This is a genomic window from Stenotrophomonas sp. NLF4-10, assembly GCF_022359915.1.
Taxonomy (GTDB): domain Bacteria; phylum Pseudomonadota; class Gammaproteobacteria; order Xanthomonadales; family Xanthomonadaceae; genus Stenotrophomonas; species Stenotrophomonas daejeonensis.
In genome coordinates this window covers 2,481,540-2,502,236 of record NZ_JAKSEE010000003.1, presented here as the reverse complement: position 1 = coordinate 2,502,236, position 20,697 = coordinate 2,481,540, and the positions used below count along the sequence as shown (strand labels likewise).

The window sequence follows — 20,697 nt, the reverse complement described above, 5'->3', positions numbered from 1 at the left end:
GGCACAATCGCCGACGACCCCGCAGAGGCAATGCATGACGGACCACAGCAACGACCGCTTGATCTGGATCGACCTGGAAATGACCGGGTTGGATACCGACAACGATTCGATCATCGAGATCGCCACCGTGGTGACCGACGCGCAGCTCAACGTGCTGGCCGAGGGCCCGGAGTTCGCCATCGCGCATCCGCTGGCAACGCTGGAGGCGATGGACGAGTGGAACCGCAACCAGCACCGCCACTCGGGGCTGTGGCGGCGCGTGATCGAGAGCGAGGTCACGATGGGGCAGGCCGAGGCGCGCACCATCGCCTTCCTGCAGGATTGGATCAAGGCCGGCGCTTCGCCGATGTGCGGCAACTCCATCTGCCAGGACCGCCGCTTCCTGCACCGGCAGATGCCGCGGCTGGAGCGCTATTTCCACTACCGCAACCTCGACGTCTCCACGATCAAGGAATTGGCCCGGCGCTGGGCGCCGCAGGTGTCGGCGGCGGTGAGCAAGACCTCCAGCCATACCGCGCTGAGCGACGTACACGATTCGATCGCCGAGCTGCGCCACTACCGGCAGTTCATGGGCACGCTGGCCGGGTTGCCGGGCTTGCCGGAGACGGCCTGAGCGCGATGGGTGAGCTGGCGGTGCCATTGCAGGATTGCCCGCAGGACATGGCCGACCTGCAACGCGCGGTGGCCTTGCTGGAGGCGCCGACGCTGACCGCGCGCATGGCCAACCTGGTCGGCTCGCCGCTGGAGTTCACGGTACGCAAGCTGCCGGCCGGGGTTTCCAGACGCATCCAGGGCATGGCCGAGGCCGCGCTCTACAAGGCCGCGCAGGCCGCGCTGTGGAGCATGGACACCCAACAGCCCGGCAAGCCGGCATCGCCGCGGCTGCACAAGCTGGCGGCGGCCGCATCCGGTGCGTTGGGCGGGGCCGGCGGCCTGCCGGCGCTGGCGATCGAACTGCCGCTGTCCACCACCATCATCATGCGCGCGGTGGCCGACATCGCCCGCAGCGAAGGCTTCGACCTGCACGATCACGCCACCCGCCAGGCCTGCCTTGAAGTATTCGCGCTGGGCGGCAGCTCCGGCGCCGACGATGCCAGCGAAACCGGTTATTACCTCGCGCGCGGCTTCACCACCGAACTGGTGCGGCACCTGTCGGCGGAACTGGCCGGTACCACGCTGGGCGGCGGCCACGGCCTGCTGCTGGGGCTGGGGCCGAAGGAAGCGGGCAAGTGGCTGGCGCGGATCGTGGAGAAGGTCGCCGCGCGCTTCGGCGTGGTGGTGTCGGAGAAATTCGTCGCGCAGGCGGTACCGGTGATCGGCGCGGTGGCCGGCGCCACCTTGAACACCTTGTTCATCGGCTATTACCAGGACATGGCGCGCGGGCATTTCATCGTGCGCCGGCTGGAGCGCAAACATGGATTCGAGGCCGTGCGCCTGGCCTACGGTGCGACCAGCGGGCGCATGCCGGCCTGAACTGCCGGGCCGGTGGTAGCGTGGCAGGCCGGAAACACGGGAATCCTGCGATGAGCATTTTCGACCTGCGCGTGGAAACCGAGCGGTTGCTGCTGCGCCCGCCCGCGGCGGAGGACTTCGACGCCTTTGCCGCGTTCTGCGCCGACCCGGTGGCGATGCAGCACCTGGGCGGCATACAGGCGCCATCGGTGGCCTGGCGCAGCCTTGCCGCATTGACCGGCAGCTGGCAGTTGCTGGGCTATTCGATGTTCTCGGTGATCGAGAAGGACAGCGGGCGCTGGGTTGGCCGGGTCGGGCCGTGGCAGCCGCATGGCTGGCCGGGGCCGGAGGTGGGCTGGAGCATCGTCCCGGCCTGCTGGGGGCGTGGCTACGCGCCAGAGGCCGCGCGCGCGGCCATCGACTGGGCATTCGGCGCATTGGATTGGCCGGAGGTGATCCACACCATCGCGCCGGACAACCGCAACTCGCAGGCGGTGGCGCGCAAGCTCGGCTCGCAGGTGCTGCGCACCGCAGTGTTGCCGCCGCCGCACGAGGTCGAAGTCGAGGTCTGGGGACAATCGCGACGGGCCTGGCTGGCCGGGCGCTGAGCCGGCGGTTTTCCGCTGGACGACGGCTGCATGCGTGGCATGGAATGACCGCGCACGGTAGCGGTGGTGCAGGACACGCATGAGCCGGCCACGTCTCCGCGCACGCACCGGCTTTTTGCTGCGGTCGCAGCTTTACCGGGCAGCCCCGGTTCCGGTGTGATGGCGCGATTCCAACCCGTCGTGTCGTGGAGCCGCATTCGAATGTTCGCCCGTGTCCCCAACCCCATCCCGGCCCGCATGAAGGGCCTGAACCGTGCCGAGATCTGCGACGCCAATTTCATCGAGTTCGTGAAGGGGCTGGGGCCGGGGCCAGGCAACGCGCCGCAGGAACAGGCGCCGGTGTTGCCGGGCAGTGCGCTGGATGCGAAGGGGTTCCGCGAGTTGTTCGAGTCGCAGCTGATCAGCCGCCACCTCGACCTGATGGCGCGGGTGCTGCGCGTGCAGAACAAGGTCTTCTATACCATCGGTTCGTCCGGCCACGAGGGCAATGCGATGGTGGCGCGCGCCACCCGGCATACCGATCCGGCGTTCCTGCACTACCGCTCCGGCGGATTCATGGCCGAGCGCTTCCGCAAGCTGCCGGGGACCGATGGCAAGAAGCTCGATCCGGTGATGGATTCGGCGCTGTCCTTCGCCGCCAGCGCCGAGGACCCGGCCAGCGGCGGCCGCCACAAGGTGTGGGGCAGCAAGCCGCTGTGGGTGTTGCCGCAGACCTCCACGATTGCTTCGCACCTGCCCAAGGCCCTTGGCACGGCGATGGCGATCGAGGCCGGCAAGCGGCTGGGGCTGCAACTGCCGGTGCCGGAGGACAGCATCGCCATCTGCTCGTTCGGCGATGCCTCGGCCAACCACGCCACCGCGCAGACCGCGTTCAACGCCGCCTCGTGGACCGCCTACCAGAAGCTGCCGGCGCCGGTGCTGTACGTGTGCGAGGACAACGGCATCGGCATCTCGGTGAAGACGCCCGGCGGCTGGATCGCCGAGAGCTTCCGCAACCGCCCGGACCTGGACTATTTCTTCGCCGACGGCCTGGACCTGGCCGCCGGCTATGCCGACGTGCAGCGTGCGGTCGAGCATTGCCGTCGCACCCGTCGCCCGACCTTCCTGCACCTGCGCACCACCCGGTTGATGGGCCATGCCGGTACCGATTTCGAGATCGAGTGGCGCGCGCTGGAGGAACTGTGCGCGGTGGAGGCCAGTGACCCGCTGCTGCGCTCGGCGCAGATCGCGGTCGAATCCGGGGCGATGGGCGCCGACGAGGTACTGGCGCTGTACGAGCGCACCCGCGCGCGCTGCTTCGCCGCTGCCGAGGACGCGGACACGCGCCCGCGGCTGACCACGTTGAAGGACGTGGTCGCGCCACTGGCGCCATACACGCCCGGCAAGGTGCGCGCCGAAGCCACGCGCGCCGACTACGGTGAGCGCCGCCTGCAGGTGTTCGGCGGCGAGGCCGCGTTGCCGGAGAACCTGCCGCCGCGGCATTTGGCGATCCAGATCAACAACGCATTGCACGACCTGTTCTGCAAGTATCCGGAGACGCTGCTGTTCGGCGAGGACGTGGCGCAGAAGGGCGGCGTCTACACGGTGACCAAGGGCCTGCACAAGGCCTTCGGCCCGCGCCGGGTGTTCAACACCCTGCTCGACGAAACCACCATCCTCGGCATGGCCCAGGGCTTCGCCAACATGGGCATGCTGCCGGTGCCGGAAATCCAGTACCTGGCCTACCTGCACAACGCCATCGACCAGCTGCGCGGCGAGGCCTGCTCGCTGCAGTTCTTCTCCAACGACCAGTACCGCAACCCGATGCTGGTGCGCATCGCCGGGCTGGGCTACCAGAAGGGCTTCGGCGGCCATTTCCACAACGACAACTCGATCGCCGCGATCCGCGACATCCCCGGGCTGGTGGTTGGCTGCCCCTCGCGCGGCGACGACGCGGCGATGATGCTGCGCACGCTGGCCGCGCTGTCGAAGGTGGATGGGCGCGTGTGCGTGTTCCTCGAACCGATCGCGCTGTACATGGCCAAGGACCTGCACGAGGCCGGCGACGGCCAGTGGCTGTTCCCGTACCCGGCGCCGGAGCAGGCGCTGGAACCCGGGCAGGGCCGTGTCTACGGCGAGGGCAACGACGACCTGCTGGTCATCACCTACGGCAACGGCGTGCCGATGGCCCTGCGCGCGGCCAGGGCCATCGAGGCGGCACAGGGCTGGAAGGTACGAGTGGTGGACCTGCGCTGGCTGGTGCCGCTCGATACCGCCTACGTCGCCGGACAGGCACGCGGTGCGAAACGCATCATCGTGCTAGACGAGGGCCGGTACAGCGCCGGCGTTGGCGAGGGCGTGGTCACCGCGCTGGTCGAGGCCGGCTTCGGCGCCGTGCCGCTGCGCCGGGTGACCGGCGCCGATACCTACACGCCGCTGGCCGGCGCCGCCCTGCTGGTGCTGCCGGGCGTCGACGACGTGGTGGCTGCCGCCGCCGAACTGGCCGGGGCGTGACGGCGCGCAGGCGGGGGCGGGCAGGCATTTCGCAGGTGCCGGGCGCGGTGCCTGCGGCCGCGCCGCTCTTCACCGGCCGCGAAGGAAGCGGGGGCTAGGCTGGGGCCTCCCTTCCGACCGAGACCGTCATGGAACCGTATCGCATCGCCGTATTCGTCGGCAGCCTGCGCAAGGAATCCTTCAACCGCCGCCTCGCCCTGGCGCTGGAAAAACTGGCCGGCGGGCGGGCGCATTTCGAATACCTGAACATCGGCGACATCCCGCTCTACAACCAGGACCACGACACGGACTTCCCGGTGCAGGGCACGCGCCTGAAGGACCGCATCCGCCAGGCCGACGCGGTGCTGTTCGTCACCGCCGAATACAACCGCTCCATCCCCGGGGTGCTCAAGAACGCCATCGACACCGCATCGCGGCCCTATGGCGACAACGCCTTCGACGGCAAGCCGGCGGCGGTGATCGGCACCTCGCCGGGCGCAGCCGGCACGGCGATGGCGCAGCAGCACCTGCGCAACGTGCTGGTGTTCGTGAACCTGGCGGTGATGGCGCAGCCGGAAGCCTTCCTGCAGTACAAGGAAGGGCTGATCGACGCCGATGGCGGCATCGGCAACGACGGCACCCGCAAGTTCCTGCAGGGCTATGTCGATCGCTTCATGGACTGGACCGCGGCGCACCGGCAGCACTGAACGGGGCGCCCGCAGGCGATGAACGCAACCGGTGCCTGGGGACGCCGGTTGCCGCCGCACCGGCCGCGATCCCTTGCGCTGCCTGCCTTGCGCCCACATCCACCGGCTGCGGACAACTTGTCCACAGAACTATCCCCACATCGACGGCCGGCATCCGCCTACCATTGGGCGCCCGGCTTTTCCGCAGCAGCAGGTTTCCATGTCCGCCCGTCCCGGTTTCCGTTCCGACCGCCCCGACCGCGCCGAGCAGCGCATCGACAGCCTGCGCGTGCCGCCGCACTCGGTGGAGGCCGAACAGGCCGTGCTCGGTGGCCTGATGCTGGCGCCGGAGGCGTTCGACCGGGTCAACGAGGCGCTGACCGAGAAGGATTTCTACCGCCGCGACCACCAGCTGATCTACCGCGCCATCCGCGAGCTGTCCGAGCGCGACCGCCCGTTCGACGCAGTGACGCTGGGCGAATGGTTCGAGTCGCAGGGCAAGCTGGAGCAGGTCGGCGATGGCGCCTACCTGATCGAACTGGCCAGCACCACGCCGTCGGCGGCCAACATCGGCGCCTATGCCGAGATCGTGCGCGACAAGGCGGTGCTGCGGCAGCTGATCCAGGTCGGCACCGACATCGTCAACGACGGCTTCCAGCCGGAGGGCCGCGAAAGCACCGAGTTGCTGGCAGCGGCGGAAAAGTCGGTGTTCGCCATCGCCGAACAGGGCGCGCGCGGCCGCACCGACTTCGTGGCCATGCCCGGCGCGCTGAAGGATGCGTTCGAGGAACTGCGCAACCGCTTCGAGAACGGCGGCAACATCACCGGCCTGCCGACCGGCTACAACGAATTCGACCAGATGACCGCCGGCCTGCAGCCGACCGACCTGATCATCCTGGCCGCGCGCCCGGCGATGGGCAAGACCACCTTCGCGCTGAACATCGCCGAGTACGCGGCGATCAAGTCGAAGAAGGGCGTGGCGGTGTTCTCGATGGAAATGTCGGCCTCGCAGCTGGCGATGCGCCTGATTTCCTCCAACGGCCGCATCAACGCCACGCGCCTGCGCACCGGCCAGCTGGAGGACGAGGACTGGAGCCGCGTCACTGGCGCCATCCGCATGCTCAAGGAAACCAAGATCTTCATCGACGACACGCCGGGCGTGTCGCCGGAGGTACTGCGTTCCAAGTGCCGCCGGCTCAAGCGCGAGCACGACCTCGGGCTGGTGGTGATCGACTACCTGCAGCTGATGAGCGTGCCCGGCAACAGCGAGAACCGCGCCACCGAGATTTCCGAGATCAGCCGTTCGCTGAAGGGGCTGGCGAAGGAACTGAACGTGCCGGTGATCGCGCTGTCCCAGCTCAACCGTTCGCTGGAAACGCGCACCGACAAGCGCCCGGTGATGGCCGACCTGCGCGAATCGGGCGCCATCGAGCAGGACGCGGACATGATCGTGTTCATCTACCGCGACGAGTACTACAACAAGGAAAACTCGCCGGACAAGGGCCTGGCCGAGATCATCATCGGCAAGCACCGCGGCGGCCCGACCGGCTCGTGCAAGCTCAAGTTCTTCGGCGAATACACCCGCTTCGACAACCTCAGCCACGACAGCATCGGCGCGTTCGAATAGCACCTTGTCGGCGTGGCCGGTACTGTTCCCGAAGACCGAGCCGCTCCGGCCCGAAGCAGAGGACAGACACCATGACGATCAAAGCCTGGGGCGCACACGCGGGCGACCAGCCCCTCCAGCCCCTCGACATCCCCCGGCGCGCGCCGGGCGCGCATGACGTGCGCATCGACATCGCCTATTGCGGGGTCTGCCATTCGGACATCCACCAGGTGCGTTCGGAGTGGGCCGGCACCCTGTACCCCTGCGTGCCGGGCCACGAGATCGTCGGCCGGGTGGCGGCGGTGGGAGCACAGGTGACGGATTTCCGGGTCGGCGACCTGGTCGGCGTCGGCTGCATCGTCGACAGCTGCAGGAAGTGCGCCGACTGCGGGGAAGGGCTGGAAAACTATTGCGACCACATGGTCGGCACCTACAACGGCCCGACCGCGGATGCGCCCGGCCACACGCTGGGCGGCTACTCGCAGCAGATCGTCGTGCACGAACGCTACGTGCTGCGCATCCGCCATCCCGAGGCGCAGCTGGCGGCGGTGGCGCCGCTGCTGTGCGCCGGCATCACCACGTGGTCGCCACTGCGCCACTGGCAGGTGGGGCCGGGGCACACGGTGGGCGTGGTCGGCATCGGCGGGCTCGGCCACATGGGCATCAAGCTGGCGCATGCGCTGGGCGCGCACGTGGTGGCCTTCACCACGTCCGAATCCAAGCGCGGGGCGGCCCGGGCGCTGGGCGCGGACGACGTGGTCGTCTCGCGCAATGCCGAGGAAATGAAGGCGCAGCGCAGGCGCTTCGACTTCATCCTCAACACGGTGGCTGCGCCGCACGATCTGGACGCCTTGCTGGCGCTGCTCAAGCGCGACGGCACGATGGCGCTGGTCGGTGCGCCGGCCACGCCGCACCCGTCGCCCAACGTGTTCAACCTGATCATGAAGCGCCGCGCCATCGCCGGCTCGATGATCGGCGGCATCCCCGAGACGCAGGAAATGCTGGATTTCTGCGCCGGACACGGCATCGTCGCCGACATCGAGCTGATCCGCGCCGACGAGATCAACACGGCCTACGAGCGCATGTTGAAGGGTGACGTGAAGTATCGCTTCGTTATTGATAACGCGAGCATGGAAGCCTGAAAACCGTAGTAGGTGCGGGGCTTGCTTGGCACTTCCTTCTCCCTCCGGGAGAAGGTGCCCGAAGGGCGGATGAGGGGCGAACGCAGTCCATGATGGTGAACCATCGTGACTTCGTTGCCCCTCACCCCAACCCCTCTCCCGGAGGGAGAGGGGCTTTGTTGCATCAGGCCACCTTCCTCGCCGCCAACTGCCGCAACACATACTGCAACAGGCCGCCGTTGCGGAAGTACTCCACTTCCTTCGGCGTCAGCAGCAACACATGGGCCTGGAAGCTGTTGCGGGTGCCATCGGCGCGGGTGGCGGTGACAGTGGCGAGCTTGGCCTTGCCATCGTCCAGCCCGGTGACGTCGAAGCTTTCGGTGCCGTCCAGCCCCAGCGTCTGCGCGTTCTCGCCGGCCTGGAACTGCAGCGGCAGCACGCCCATGCCGACCAGGTTGGAGCGGTGGATGCGCTCGAAGCTCTCGGCGATCACCGCCTTCACCCCGAGCAGGTTGGTGCCCTTGGCCGCCCAGTCGCGGCTGGAGCCGGTGCCGTATTCCTTGCCGGCGATGACCACCAGCGGCACGCCGTCGGCCTTGTACTTCATCGCCGCGTCGTAGATGGACATCTTCTGCGGCGGCTGCGTGCCGAAGTACAGCGTGTTGCCGCCTTCCTCGCCGCCGAAGAACAGGTTCTTGATGCGGATGTTGGCGAAGGTGCCGCGCACCATCACGTCATCGTTGCCGCGCCGTGAGCCGTAGCTGTTGAAGTCGGCCGGCTGCACGCCGCGCGACTGCAGGAAGCGGCCGGCCGGCGAGTCCTTCTTGATGTTGCCGGCCGGGGAGATGTGGTCGGTGGTGATCGAGTCGCCGAACAGGCCCAGCACGCGCGCGCCGAAGACGTCACCGATGCTGCCCACCTGCATGGTCATGCCGTCGAAGTAGGGCGGGTTCTTGATGTAGGTCGAGTCCGCGTTCCACTGGTAGGCCTGGCCTTCGGGCGATTCGATCCGCGCCCAGCGGCTGTCGCCCTTGAACACGTCGGCATAGTTCTGCTTGAACATCTCCGGGCCGATGGTGGCGGCGATGACGTCGCCGATCTCCTTGCTGCTCGGCCAGATGTCGCGCAGGTACACCGGCTGGCCGTCGCTGCCGGTGCCCAGCGGCTCGCGGGTCAGGTCGATGTCGGTGGTGCCGGCCAGCGCATAGGCCACCACCAGCGGCGGGCTGGCCAGATAATTCATCTTCACTTCGGGGTGGATGCGGCCCTCGAAGTTGCGGTTGCCCGACAACACCGAGGTCACCACCAGGTCGCCGGCGGCGATGCCGGCGCTGACCTCCAGCGGCAGCGGGCCGGAGTTGCCGATGCAGGTGGTGCAGCCGTAGCCGACCACGTAGAAACCGATCTTCTCCAGCTCGTCCAGCAGCCCGGCCTTGGCCAGGTAGTCGGTGACCACGCGCGAGCCCGGCCCGAGCGAGGTCTTTACCCACGGCTGGCGCTTCAGCCCGCGCGCGGCGGCGTTGCGCGCCAGCAGCCCGGCGCCGACCATCACCGCCGGGTTGGAGGTGTTGGTGCAGGAGGTGATGGCGGCGATCACCACCGCACCGTCCTTGAGCTTGATCGGCTGGCCGTCGATCTCGATGTGGGCCACGCCCTTGCTCAGGCCGTCGTTGCCCACCGCCGCGGTGCCGCCCTCGGCGATGAAGTCGGCCACCTCCGGGCTGCGCCTGTCGCGTGCGGCCGCCAGCGGGGCCACCGCCTGGCGGTAGGCCTGCTTCATGTCGCCCAGCAGCACCCGGTCCTGCGGGCGCTTGGGGCCGGCCAGCGAAGGCTGCACCTCGCCCATGTCCAGCTCCAGCGTGGCGCTGTACTGCGCGTGGGGGCTGTCGGGCGTGTGCCACAGGCCCTGCGCCCGGGCATAGGCCTCCACCAGCGCGATCTGCTCCTCGCTGCGGCCGGACAGGCGCAGGTAGTTCAGCGATTCGGCGTCGATCGGGAAGATGCCGCAGGTGGCGCCGTACTCCGGCGCCATGTTGCCGATGGTGGCGCGGTCGGCCAGCGGCAGGTGCTGCAGGCCGTCGCCGTAGAACTCGACGAACTTGCCGACCACGCCCAGCTCGCGCAGCATCTGGGTGACGGTGAGCACCAGGTCGGTGGCGGTGGCGCCTTCGGGCAGCCTGCCGGTCAGCTTGAAGCCGACCACCTGCGGGATCAGCATCGACGAGGGCTGGCCGAGCATCGCCGCCTCGGCCTCGATGCCGCCCACGCCCCAGCCGAGCACGCCGATGCCGTTGATCATGGTGGTGTGCGAGTCGGTGCCGAACACGGTGTCCGGGAACGCCCACAGCGTGCCGTCAACCTCGCGCTCCATCACCACGCGGGCGAGGTTCTCCAGGTTCACCTGGTGCACGATGCCGGTGTTCGGCGGCACCACCTTGAAGTTGCCGAACGCCTTCTGGCCCCAGCGCAGGAAGCTGTAGCGCTCGCGGTTGCGCTCGAATTCGATTTTGCCGTTGAGGTCCAGCGCGTCGGCGCGGCCGAACACGTCCACCTGCACCGAGTGGTCGATAACCAGTTCGGAGGGGATCAGCGGGTTGATCTGCTCGGCGTCGCCGCCGAGCTTGACCACCGCGTCGCGCATCGCCGCCAGGTCCACCACGCAGGGCACGCCGGTGAAATCCTGCAACACCACGCGCGCCGGCATGAAGGCGATCTCGGTGTCCGGCTCGGCGGCGGGGTTCCAGCGCGCCACCGCCTCGATGTGCTCCGGCCCGACGGTGATGCCGCCGTCCTCGTGCCGGAGCAGGTTCTCCAGCAGGATCTTCATCGACCAGGGCAGGTGGGAGATGTCGAAGCGTTCGCCCAGCTTGGGCAGGCTGGCATAGGCGTAGGTCTTGCCGTTGACGTGCAACTGGCTGCGGGTGGAGAACGTGTCGCTCATGGCGGGCTCCTTGTCGTGGGTGGCTTGCGGCGGCCGTTGCGGCCGCTGACGCTGGCAACGGGGCGCGGGCCCCGTCCATCAACCGGTGGTTCGAGTATGGACGAATCCACCGGCGTGGCGCGCATCGCGCTGGCGCCAGCTTATGCACCGGTATGTTGCAGGAGCGTCATGGGGGAGGGGTTGTGGAGCCCCGCTCCCCTCGGGGCGAGGGTCGCACGGTTTGCGCGCCACTGGCGCGCGTGCGGTCGAGCGCCCACGCCGCTGGCGTGGGCCAAGGCGCGGAGCGGGGGGGGGGGAAGAGGGTTGGAGCGAAGCCCCAATGATGGTTGGCGACACGAGGCCTCGCCCGCACCCTCATCCGGCGCTGCGCGCCACCTTCTCCCGGAGGGAGAAGGGCAAAGCGGCGGGTCGGCGCGCTTACCTGCCGCGCCCGAACAGCATGCCGATGCCGACCACGACCAGCAGCGCCGGCCACCAGGTGGCCAGCATCGCGCCGATGTTGCCGTTGATCCAGCCCAGGTTCTTGGCCAGGAAGAACAGGCCGACGATGATCAGGATCAGTGCGGCAATCAGGTTGGAGCGCATCGGCGTGCAGGTCCGTGGTTGGAGTGGCGGCTATCGTAGCCGCTGCCGCCAGATTTCGACACGCTCGGCCAGCACGCCGGAGTCCAGGCGCTGCGCCGGGCCGCTGCCCCATACCGGGCCGGGCCAGGCGGCGTCGCCCTCGTGGCGGCCGACCAGGTGCACGTGCAGCTGCCGCACGATGTTGCCGAGCGCGCCGATGTTGAGCTTGGTGACGTTCGGCTTCTGCTTCAGGTGCCGGGAAATCTGGTCGATCTCGGCCAGCAGCAGGCGTTGCTGGCCGCCGTCCAGGTCGATCCACTCGCTGGCCCCGGCCACGCGTGGCACCAGCACGATCCACGGGAAGCGGCCGTCGTTCATCAGCCGGATCTGGGACAGCGGGCCGTCGGCGACCAACACGCTGTCGGCGGCAAGGCGGGTATCAAGCTCGAAATCGGACGTCACGGCTTCGGTCATCGCAGGTTCTCTTCGAGGAAGGCCAGGGTGCGTTCGCGCGCCAGGTCGGCGCTCGGGGCGTGGTAGTGCGAGCCGACCTCGCGGTTGAAGGCGTGGTCGGCCGGATAGACATATACCGGCATTGCCGGTTGCTTTTCACGATGCGCTGCAACGGCGGCTGCCGGGATGGAGGGGTCGAGCTCGCCGAAATGGAAGATGGCCGGGGCCTTGAACGGGGTATCGAGGAAGGGCACGTTGCGCGCGCCGTAGTAGCTGGCCGAGGGCAGGCCCAGCCGCTGCGCGGCGAGCAGGGCGATGGTGCCGCCCCAGCAATAGCCCACGGTGCCGACCTTGCCGTACCCGGCCAGCGCGCGGGCGGCGGCGTCCACGATGTCCACCGCGCGGTCCACGCCGAGTTCGTCCACCAGCGCCTTGCCGCGGGCGGTGCCGGCGGCGTCGTAATCCAGTTCCAGCCCCGGTGCGAGTGGGTCGAAGAACGCCGGCGCCAGCACCGCGTAGCCGGCGGCGGCGTATTGCCCGGCGACATGGCGGATGTGGGCGTTGGCGCCGAAGATTTCCTGTATCACCACCAGCCCGGCGCGGGGCGTGGCGTCGGGCAGGGCCTGCCAGGCGCGGACCGGGCCGTGTGGGGTGTCGAGGGTGATCCACTGGGACATGGCGGTTTCCTTGCGAAGTGGTGAGGGCTCGAGCCTACCTGTAGAAGCAGCCGCAGGAGCGAGGTGAGTCGCGACTGAAGTTTTCCCGGTAAAGCCCGGTCGCGACTGACGTCGCTCCTGCAAGGCGTTTTCGGGCAGGTTCGGGCAGGCGTCGGGAGCGTTCAGGCGCATGCGGCCGGCCCGGTATAATCGCCGCGCTTCCGGCCCCAGGTCATTCCGATCCCCGGCCCCCAGAACCGCAGAACCCATGTCCCAGCTGAACCCCAAAGTCGGCTTCGTCAGCCTTGGCTGCCCGAAAGCCCTGGTCGATTCCGAACGCATCCTTACCCAGTTGCGGGTGGAGGGCTACGACATCGTGCCGTCCTACGACGCGGCCGACGTGGTGGTGGTCAACACCTGCGGCTTCATCGACTCGGCGGTGGCCGAATCGCTGGACGCCATCGGCGAGGCGATGAACGAGAACGGCAAGGTCATCGTCACCGGCTGCCTGGGCAAGAAGGGGGACATGATCCGCGCGCATTACCCGGACGTGCTGTCCGTCTCCGGCCCGCAGGACTACACGACGGTGATGGAGGCGGTGCATGCGGCACTGCCGCCGAAGCACGACCCGTTCGTGGACATCGTCCCCGATTACGGCATCAAGCTGACCCCGCGCCATTACGCCTACCTGAAGATTTCCGAAGGCTGCAACCACCGTTGCAGCTTCTGCATCATCCCGTCGATGCGCGGCGACCTCGTCTCGCGCCCGGTCGATGACGTGCTGCGCGAGGCCGAGCGGCTGGTCAAAGGTGGCGTGCGCGAGCTGCTGGTGGTGTCGCAGGACACCTCGGCCTACGGCGTGGACCGCAAATACGCGCCGGGTACATGGCGCGGCAAGGAATACGCCACGCGCATGAAGGCGCTGTGCGAAGGGCTGGGCGAGCTGGATGCGTGGACGCGCCTGCATTACGTCTACCCTTACCCGCACGTCGATGACGTCGTGCCGCTGATGGCCGAAGGCAGGGTGCTGCCGTACCTGGACATCCCGTTCCAGCACGCCAGCCCGCGCATCCTCAAGCTGATGAAACGCCCGGGCGCGGTCGACAAGACGCTGGAGCGGGTGCTGCGCTGGCGCGAGACCTGCCCGGACATCACCGTGCGCTCCACCTTCATCGTCGGCTTCCCCGGCGAGACCGAGGACGAGTTCGAGCAACTGCTCGACTTCCTCGACGCCGCCCAGCTCGACCGCGTCGGCGCGTTCGCCTATTCGCCGGTCGAAGGCGCCACCGCCAACGACCTGCCCGACCCGGTGCCGGAGGAAGTGAAGCAGGAGCGCCTTGCCCGCTTCATGGAAAAGCAGGCGGCCATTTCCGCGGCGAAGCTGGAAGCGAAGATCGGCAGCGTGCAGCAGTGCCTGGTCGACGTGATCGAGGACGGCATCGCGGTGGCGCGCTCCAAGGCCGATGCACCGGAGATCGACGGGCTGGTGCATATCCAGAACGCCGCCGAAACCGGGCTGCGCGTCGGCGATTTCGTCGATGTGGAAATCACCGACAGCGACGAGCACGACCTGTTCGGCGACGCCATCGCCAAACCGGCGCCGAAGACGTTCGACCTCAAGGTGCTGTGAGCGAAACCGGAGTGGCCGGGGCGCGGCGCAGGTTCGTCGCTCCGCCGCGCGGGCAGGCGGCACCGGCCTGTTTCGCGCACCCGCTGTTTGCCGGTTTCGATGCTTGCGGGGACCTGATGGACGCGCCCGATTGGCCGGCCATCGACGCGCTCAACATGCGGCTGCCGCTGCCGGACAAGCGTTTCGTCGCGCAGGACGCAGCGCTGCTGGCCGATGGCCTGCATTACGAGGTGCGCATCGGCGAGCGCGGCCGCATCGCCACGCGTGCGGAAAACTGGCACGACCTGTTCAACGCGCTGGTATGGATGCGCCACCCGGCCATCAAGCTGGCGCTCAATGCGAGGCAATGCCGACACATCGCGACGATGGGGCCACACCGGCGCAACCGCGCGCAGGCGGCGTTGACCCAGTTCGACGAAACCGGGCTGGTGGTGCGGGTGCGCGACGCCGGCCTGCTGGCGGCATGGGACCGGCATGACTGGCGCGCGCTGTTCGTGGATGGCGCAGCGCAATGGCGCAGCGGCGGCATCGCCGTTGCCGCGGTGGTCGGCCATGCGCTGCTGGAGCAGGCGCTGCTGCCCGGCCGCCTGCTGGTCGGCAAGTGCGTGGTGGTGCTTGGCGATGACGATGCCGCCGGCGTGGCGCGCGTGGCCGAAGCCATTGTGCAGGGCGACGTGCTGGACGACCCGCTGCAGCTACGCCCTTTGCCGTTGGCCGGTATCCCCGGCTGGCATGCGCAGCAGGATGCGGCGTTTTACGTGCAAACCGATTATTTCAGGCCATTGCGCGAGGGGCGGGTGTATCCGCCTGGCCTGTAGTGCCTGTAATGGTGGCGCCCGACCGTTGGTCGGGCGGCAGGGCATCGGGACGCCGTGGATGCGGGGCTTGCCCCGCATGGGGCGTTGCCGGGGAAGCCCGTTGATTCACCGTCCGATTGCGCCGACCCACGGCCGGCACCCACCACAGGTGGACGGTAATGCCGGCCAGCGGCCGTCACTACTCAAAAATGATCCCGCTGCGTTTCCCCGGCAAACGCCAATGTCAGCCCACCGGGGCCGATGTTCATCATCCCGGTGATGCTCATCGACAGCACGTGCAGGCGCACGCCTTCTGCCTCGCAGGTGCGGCGCAGGCGCGCGAGTGCCTCGACCCGCAGCACGTCCTCCACCGGGCCGGCGTAGGAAATTATCAGGTGCGGCGCATACAGGCCGCGTCGTACCTGCGCCTCGGCATGGGCGAACAGGCGGTTCCAGGCCTCGTCGCGGCCGCGGAACTTGCCGACCGGCTGGGTGTCGCCCTGGCGGCCGAGGATGATCGGCTTGATGTTCAGCGCGCTGCCCAGCAGCACGCTGAACAGCTTGATGCTGCGGTCGCCGCGCACGCGCGAGCGGGTGCGGGCATAGCCCAGGTTGTCGGGCGCGTAATAGGTGTGGGTGGCGTCGATGATGCGTTGCAGTGAGTCGCGGATGTCCTTGGGTGGCACCTGCGCCTGCAGCATGTCCATAAGCGCCATCGCCGGGATGCCGGAGCCGGCGAACATGTTGCGGGTGTCGATGACCCGGAACTGGAACGGCCGGGTGATGCCGGAGGCCTGCCGGGCAGTGCGGATGGCGTTCATCGCCAGCGTGCTGCCGTGGCGGGCGGCATCGTGGATGGGGCTGCGGCTGGCGGTGATGGTCAGGCAGAACACCGAGTCGTAGTCCAGCGCGAAGCGTTCGAGGAAGAAGGCGCTCATCTGCGCCGCGTCCAGCGGTATCGACTGCCCGGTCACGCCCTCGCCGTTGGCGTTCTCGCGCATGTAGCGGCTGGTGGCGTCGGCGTCGTGCTGGTCGACGTAGGTGGCCGTGCCGATGCGGATCGGGATGGGGATCACCGCCACATCCGGGTGGGCGATGAAATCCGGCGCCACGTCGCAGGAGGCGTCGATGACGAGGCCGGTGCGCGCCGGCCGGCGGTGGCTGGTGGCGTCCTGTTCGGTGGCCGGGTCCGTCGGGGTGATCGCGTGCATGTTCCTTCCGTGTCGACATGGGCAATCGGGAAGCAATACACAGGCAGGTGAATGCGCGTCAACTGCGGGTGGGCAGGGCTGGGTGGCAGTGTCCTAGCTGCTTGATTTCAGGGTGTTGGCCGGCAATCTGCGTGCGCTGGCGTATGTGTCGGGTGCGCAAGCTTTCAGGGGAAATCATTGCCTTCGCCGAAGGCTTCATCGCGCACCAAGGTGCGCTCCTACCGGGTTTCGGCGTAGTCGATGCCGATGATCGCAAAGCCCTGCCGCCCGCCGGGCAGTTCCACCTCGAATTCGTCGTCGATGCGCTTCTTCAGCAGCGCGCGCGCCAGCGGCGAATCGATGCTGATCCAGCCGGCGCCGGCATCGGTTTCGTCCGGGCCGACGATGCGGTAGCGGTGGCATTGGCCGCTGTCCACGTTCTCCAGTTCCACCGTGGCGCCGAAGAACACCGCGTCCGGGTCGCTGGGGCGGGCATCGACCACGCGCAGCGCTTCCAGCCGCTTGCTCAGGTAGCGCACGCGGCGGTCGATCTCGCCCAGCTGTTTCTTGCGATAGGTGTACTCGGCGTTTTCCGAACGGTCGCCCTCGGCGGCGGCCGCCGCCAGCGCCTTGACCACCTCGGGCCGGCGCTGCCGCCACAGTTCGTCCAGCTCGGCCTTCAGCCGCGCATGGCCCTGCGCGGTGATCAGTGCGGTGCTCTTTTCCGCGGGGGGACGCCAGCGCGACATGCTTCAGCGCCTGCCGAAGATGCCGCCGAGGATGCCGCGCACGATCTGGTTGCCGATCTGGCCGCCGTACTTCTTGCCGGTCTTGCCCATCACCGATTCGCCGATGGAGCTGCCGACGCTGCGCCCGATCGAGCCGCCGACGTTGCGCGTGGTCTGCTTGGCCACCGACTCGACCACGCCCTGGCGGCGGCCGTTGCCGAACAGGAACTCGTTGATCTTCCGGCCGATGCCGCCGCCCTGTTCCCCGCTTGGCACCTTGGGCGCCTGCGCCTGCTCGGCAGCCTGCTGCGCGCGCCGGGCCAGCAGTTCGGAGGCCGATTCGCGGTTGATGGCGGTGTCGTAACGGCTGCCCACCGGGCTGCCGGCGCGCACCTGCATGCGTTCGGCCTCGCTGATCGCGCCCATGCGGCAGCGCGGTGGCGCCACCAGCGTCTTCTGTACCGGCGAAGGAATGCCCTTGTCCTGCAGCGTGGACACCAGCGCTTCGCCGGTGCCCAGCTGCGACAGCGTGGCGACCACGTCGAGCTTCGGGTTCGGCACGAAGGTCTGCGCGGCGGTCTTCACCGCCTTCTGGTCGCGCGGGGTGAAGGCGCGCAGCGCATGCTGCACGCGGTTGCCGAGCTGGCCGAGGATGTTGCCCGGCACGTCGTCGGGGAACTGCGAGCAGAAATACACGCCCACGCCCTTGGAACGGATCAGCCGCACCACCTGCTCGATGCGCTGCACCAGCGCCGCCGGCGCGCCGTCGAACAGCAGGTGCGCCTCGTCGAAGATGAACACCAGCTTCGGCTTTTCCAGGTCGCCCACTTCCGGCAACTGCTCGAACAATTCGGACAGCAGCCACAGCAGGAAGGTGGAATACAGCCGCGGCTTGAGGATCAGCTGCGCCGCGGCAAGGATGCCGATCACGCCGCGGCCATCGTGGTTGACGCGCATGATGTCGGCCAGTTCCAGCGCCGGCTCGCCGAAGAACTGCTCGCCGCCGTCCTGCGCCAGCCGCAGCAGCGCGCGCTGGATCGCGGCGATGCTCGGCGCGCTGACCAGCCCGTATTCGGTGGAAACGTCCTTGCGCTCGGCGGCCACCAGGTTCAGCAGCGCGCGCAGGTCGTCCAGGTCGAGCAGCAGCAGGCCGCGGTCGTCGGCCAGCTTGAACACGATGTCGAGCACGCCGGCCTGCGTATCGTTGAGTTCGAGGATGCGGGCGAGCAGGGTCGGCCCCATCTCGCTGACCGTGGTGCGCACCGGGTGGCCCTGCTGGCCGTACAGGTCCCAGAAGATGGTGGGGCTGGCCTGCGCGGTGTAGCCGTCCACGCCGATCTCGGCCGCGCGCGCGGCCAGCTTTTCGTTGATCTCGCCCGGCACCGCCAGCCCGGCCACGTCGCCCTTCACGTCGGCCAGGAACACCGGCACGCCGATCCGGCTGAAGCCCTCGGCCAGCGTCATCAGCGTCACCGTCTTGCCGGTGCCGGTGGCGCCGGCCACCAGCCCGTGGCGGTTGCCGAAGCGCGGCAGCAGGGTGACGGCGACGTCGTCGGTGGTGCCTTTGCCGATCAGGATGGGGTCCATGTACGTGCTCTTGCGGTGGCGGGGAAAGGATTCTAACGGCCGACTGTATCGCGGCGCCGGGCCGGTTGCCGCCGGGCGAGGGCGGCGGCTACCCTGCCTGCCTTTCCGCTCGTGCCGCTGCTGATGCCTGTTTTTTTCGCCTCGACCGCTCCACCCGCCCGCCGCCGCGTCCTGCTGGTTGCCGCCACGCTGCTGCTCGCTGTCCCCGCCGCCCAGGCCCAGCGCGTGTCCGCCCGCGACAAGGCCAAGGTGGACGTGATCGAGCAGCGCATGGCCGCCGCGGAGAAACGCTACACCGACGCGCTGGTGCTGGTCGCCAACGCCGACCCGAAGGGCAGCGCCGAGGGCGACGCGGCGCTGGAGGACATGGAGGACGTCATCGATGCCTGCATCGGCCAGAAGGGCTGCCAGGTGGGCACCTTGCTGTCCACCTACAAGCGCCTGCTGAAGCGGCAGGCCGACGCCAGCGGCGAGGATGTCGCCGACGAGGCCGGCGACACCCTCGAAGCCGATCCCGACCACGTCGGCCCGCTGGTCGCCGACGTGCCCGAGGCCGCGCGCGCGGCGGCATTGCTCAACGACCACCGCCATGCCTTCGACGACATGGTCGAATACAACCCGGCCATCCAGGCCGGCATCCGCCGCTGGCTCACCGACATGCGCCCGGCGCTGCTGACCAGCTACGAGAACTACATGAACCTGCGCGCGGTGATGTGGCCGGAGTGGGAGAAGCGCGGCCTGCCCGAGGCGCTGCTGTTCGGCATCATGGCCAAGGAATCCAACGGCCGCGTGCATGCCTCCTCGCGCGTCGGCGCGGCCGGGCTGATGCAGTTCATGCCCGCCACCGGCCGCCGCTTCGGGCTGGGCCCCGATGGTACCGGCTTCGACACGCGCTTTGATCCGCGCAGTGCCGCCGAGGCCAGCGCCGCCTACATGAACGAGCGCATGGGCCAGCTCAACCGCAACATCGAGCTGGCGCTGGCCGCCTACAACGGCGGCGAGGGCCGTGCGCTGCGGGTGTTCAACCAGAGCGCGGGGCAGGGCTTCTGGACCGACTCGGTCTACAGCCAGTTCCCCGGCGAAACCAAGGACTACGTGCCGATGGTGATCGCCGCGGCGTGGATCTTCCTGCACCCGCAGCAGTACGGCGTCGAGTTCCCCAAGGTCAACGCACAGCCGGCGACGATCCGGCTCGCCAAGTCCACCACCATCTACGAGTTGACCATCTGCCTGGGCAGCGCCGGTACCCGCGACGGCTACATGCGCGCGCTGCGCAACCTCAACCCGCGCTACGAGGCCGACGGCTGGATTCCCGCCGGCACCACCCTCAACGCCACCACCCGCATCGCCGGGCTGTACAACCGCCACTGCGTCAACGGCCCGCGCGCCGACCTGGCCCGCGCCCTGATCACCGCCGACCTCAATGCCGCGATCAAGCGCCCCGGTGCCGCCTACAGCGGCAGCGTCGCCGTGGGCGACGTGCAGGCGATGCAGGCGGCCGCCGCGGCCGCGCCGCCGCGGCCGGTGCAGCGCCCGGCCACGCGCACCCACAAGGTCGTCAAGGGCGATACGCTGGGCCGCATTTCCACCCGCTTCCAGTGCCAGCTGCCGACGCTGGCCCGCGCCAACGGCCTGCGCGCCCCGGCCTATGCCATCCGCCCGGGGCAGGTGCTGAAATTGGAAGGCTGCCGCCGCTGAGAACCGCCATGTCCACCGTTCCCGACGACCTCGAACTGGACCGCCTCGCCGCCCGCCTCGGCGAGCGCCTGCGCGACGCCCACGACCGCGTGGTCACCGCCGAAAGCTGCACCGGGGGCTGGATCGCCAAGGCGATGACCGGCGTGTCCGGTTCGTCGGACTGGTTCGACAGCGGCATGGTCGCCTACAGCTACGAAGCCAAGCAGGCACTGCTCGGCGTGCGCCCGCAGACGCTGGAAAGCGAGGGCGCGGTGAGTCGCGAGACGGTGATCGAGATGGTGTCCGGCGCCCTGGTGCATTCCGGCGCCAGCGTCGCCGTGGCGGTCACCGGCATCGCCGGTCCCGGTGGCGGCAGCACCGACAAGCCGGTCGGCACCGTGTGGATCGGCTGGAAGCGGCGCGGTGGCTACACCCGTGCCGAGCTGTTCCATTTCGACGGCGACCGCGATGCGGTGCGCCGGCAGACCGTGGCCGCCGCCCTGCGCGGGCTGGAGACGCTGTGACCGTT

At 68.8% G+C, this 20,697-nt stretch carries 18 protein-coding genes; 11 read left to right on the top strand and 7 right to left on the bottom strand.

The window, feature by feature from the left end:
- Positions 1-34 precede the first annotated feature (34 nt).
- The 7 genes from orn to MIC98_RS11725 all read left to right on the top strand — a co-directional run bounded on the left by orn (position 35) and on the right by MIC98_RS11725 (position 7,966).
- Complete coding sequence (gene orn, locus MIC98_RS11755) at positions 35-613, top strand: oligoribonuclease (RefSeq protein WP_239737306.1); 579 nt, start codon at positions 35-37, stop codon at positions 611-613.
- 5 nt (positions 614-618) lie between these two features.
- Positions 619-1,473 (top strand): EcsC family protein, encoded by an 855-nt coding sequence (locus tag MIC98_RS11750; protein WP_239737305.1) that lies wholly within the window; start codon positions 619-621, stop codon positions 1,471-1,473.
- Positions 1,474-1,523: 50 nt separating this feature from the next.
- Positions 1,524-2,060 (top strand): GNAT family N-acetyltransferase, encoded by a 537-nt coding sequence (locus tag MIC98_RS11745; protein ID WP_057640510.1) that lies wholly within the window; start codon positions 1,524-1,526, stop codon positions 2,058-2,060.
- Between the two features lie 201 nt (positions 2,061-2,261).
- Entirely contained in the window at positions 2,262-4,553 is a 2,292-nt protein-coding gene (locus MIC98_RS11740) for a thiamine pyrophosphate-dependent enzyme (protein WP_239737304.1), read from the top strand.
- 128 nt (positions 4,554-4,681) lie between these two features.
- Positions 4,682-5,239, top strand: a complete 558-nt coding sequence (locus tag MIC98_RS11735) for an NADPH-dependent FMN reductase (protein ID WP_239737303.1) — start codon at positions 4,682-4,684, stop codon at positions 5,237-5,239.
- A 199-nt stretch (positions 5,240-5,438) separates the two neighbouring features.
- The gene (locus tag MIC98_RS11730; protein WP_239737302.1) at positions 5,439-6,845 is read left to right on the top strand and encodes a replicative DNA helicase; all 1,407 of its coding nucleotides are present in this window, start codon (positions 5,439-5,441) and stop codon (positions 6,843-6,845) included.
- A 71-nt stretch (positions 6,846-6,916) separates the two neighbouring features.
- The gene (locus MIC98_RS11725) at positions 6,917-7,966 is read left to right on the top strand and encodes an NAD(P)-dependent alcohol dehydrogenase (RefSeq protein ID WP_239737301.1); all 1,050 of its coding nucleotides are present in this window, start codon (positions 6,917-6,919) and stop codon (positions 7,964-7,966) included.
- Between the two features lie 163 nt (positions 7,967-8,129).
- Here the strand turns inward: MIC98_RS11725 and acnA are convergent, their stop codons facing one another.
- The 4 genes from acnA to MIC98_RS11705 form a co-directional block, all read right to left on the bottom strand.
- The gene (gene acnA / locus MIC98_RS11720; protein WP_239737300.1) at positions 8,130-10,886 is read right to left on the bottom strand and encodes an aconitate hydratase AcnA; all 2,757 of its coding nucleotides are present in this window, start codon (positions 10,884-10,886) and stop codon (positions 8,130-8,132) included.
- A 417-nt stretch (positions 10,887-11,303) separates the two neighbouring features.
- Positions 11,304-11,471 carry a DUF5668 domain-containing protein gene (locus tag MIC98_RS11715; protein WP_169788707.1) on the bottom strand — a complete coding sequence of 56 codons (168 nt, stop codon included), beginning with the start codon at positions 11,469-11,471 and terminating at the stop codon, positions 11,304-11,306.
- Between the two features lie 30 nt (positions 11,472-11,501).
- Entirely contained in the window at positions 11,502-11,924 is a 423-nt protein-coding gene (locus MIC98_RS11710) for an HIT family protein (protein ID WP_239737299.1), read from the bottom strand.
- Positions 11,921-12,580, bottom strand: coding sequence for a dienelactone hydrolase family protein (locus tag MIC98_RS11705; protein ID WP_239737298.1), 660 nt, complete (start codon positions 12,578-12,580; stop codon positions 11,921-11,923). The genes MIC98_RS11710 and MIC98_RS11705 overlap by 4 nt, the downstream gene beginning before the upstream one ends.
- A gap of 247 nt (positions 12,581-12,827) precedes the next feature.
- Between MIC98_RS11705 and rimO the strand changes: the two genes are divergently transcribed.
- The gene (rimO, locus tag MIC98_RS11700) at positions 12,828-14,189 is read left to right on the top strand and encodes a 30S ribosomal protein S12 methylthiotransferase RimO (RefSeq protein ID WP_239737297.1); all 1,362 of its coding nucleotides are present in this window, start codon (positions 12,828-12,830) and stop codon (positions 14,187-14,189) included.
- Between the two features lie 116 nt (positions 14,190-14,305).
- Complete coding sequence (locus tag MIC98_RS11695) at positions 14,306-15,007, top strand: DUF3025 domain-containing protein (protein WP_239737296.1); 702 nt, start codon at positions 14,306-14,308, stop codon at positions 15,005-15,007.
- Positions 15,008-15,189: 182 nt separating this feature from the next.
- Here MIC98_RS11695 and MIC98_RS11690 read toward each other — a convergent pair whose 3' ends face one another.
- The 3 genes from MIC98_RS11690 to MIC98_RS11680 form a co-directional block, all read right to left on the bottom strand.
- A complete protein-coding gene (locus tag MIC98_RS11690; protein ID WP_239737295.1) occupies positions 15,190-16,197 on the bottom strand; it encodes a DegV family protein in 1,008 nt (335 codons plus the stop codon).
- 218 nt (positions 16,198-16,415) lie between these two features.
- Positions 16,416-16,925, bottom strand: a complete 510-nt coding sequence (greB, locus tag MIC98_RS11685) for a transcription elongation factor GreB (protein ID WP_239737294.1) — start codon at positions 16,923-16,925, stop codon at positions 16,416-16,418.
- A 3-nt stretch (positions 16,926-16,928) separates the two neighbouring features.
- Positions 16,929-18,491 (bottom strand): helicase HerA-like domain-containing protein, encoded by a 1,563-nt coding sequence (locus MIC98_RS11680; protein ID WP_239737293.1) that lies wholly within the window; start codon positions 18,489-18,491, stop codon positions 16,929-16,931.
- A gap of 123 nt (positions 18,492-18,614) precedes the next feature.
- Between MIC98_RS11680 and MIC98_RS11675 the strand changes: the two genes are divergently transcribed.
- Entirely contained in the window at positions 18,615-20,189 is a 1,575-nt protein-coding gene (locus MIC98_RS11675) for a transglycosylase SLT domain-containing protein (protein ID WP_239737292.1), read from the top strand.
- A gap of 8 nt (positions 20,190-20,197) precedes the next feature.
- Positions 20,198-20,692, top strand: a complete 495-nt coding sequence (locus tag MIC98_RS11670) for a CinA family protein (protein WP_239737291.1) — start codon at positions 20,198-20,200, stop codon at positions 20,690-20,692.
- Positions 20,693-20,697 lie beyond the last annotated feature (5 nt).